Genomic DNA, 740 nt, shown 5'->3' with positions numbered 1-740 from the left:
CGTCAGGCCCGAGGCGCGTCGGATACGTGGTCTCCTACGTATCTAGCAACGGCTAACCACATCTACAAAAGATCGTGAACAGGTTCTTAGAACCTGTTCACGATCTTTTTGTAAGCGATAATGGGCTAGTGAAGAGAAAATCCTACCCAAGCGACATTAGTCGAGAAAAGTTTGCTCAGATAGAGCCGCTGCTGCGTGGCGTTCGACGTAACACCAAACCGGTACAGCTGGATCTGTATGAAGTGTTCTGCGCTGTGCTCTATCTTCTGCGCACAGGTTGTCAGTGGCGCTATCTACCGCCTGACTTTCCCAAGTGGCAGAACGTCTATGCGTATTGGCGAAAATGGACTGCACCTGACTTGCACGGCGTAAGCGTGTTGGAGTTGGCATTAAAAAAATCAGGTTGGCGCGGCCCGAGAGAAACTGGGGCGGAACGCCTCAAGCACGCTCTTGATCGTGGACGCGCAGAGCGTGAAGAACACTGATACAGCAGGGTTAAAAGGCTACGACGCGGGTAAGAAGATATCAGGCATCAAACGCCATATCGTAGTGGATACCCAGGGCTTACCGCACGCGGTAGCAGTGACTACAGCGGAGGTGACTGATCGCAAAGGAGCCCTCAAAGCGCTAGCGCGCTGCCAGAGTGGGCTCAAGCGGGTGCAAAGCCTGCTGTGCGACAGCGGCTACGTGGGCCAGCCCTTCGCGCAGGGAGTGCGGGAGATTCTGGGCGGGTATGTGAC

General features: G+C 54.9%; 1 pseudogene. It reads left to right on the top strand.

Going from position 1 to position 740, the window contains the following annotated elements:
- Nucleotides 1–128: 128 nt before the first annotated feature.
- Nucleotides 129–740 (top strand): annotated as a pseudogene (locus tag LQT98_RS23205) (IS5 family transposase); the annotation flags it as partial.

This window comes from Chromobacterium aquaticum, from assembly GCF_021129195.1.
GTDB lineage: Bacteria > Pseudomonadota > Gammaproteobacteria > Burkholderiales > Chromobacteriaceae > Chromobacterium > Chromobacterium aquaticum.
The sequence above is the reverse complement of the archived record's forward strand: the minus strand, read 5'-3'. Positions and strand labels throughout refer to the sequence as shown.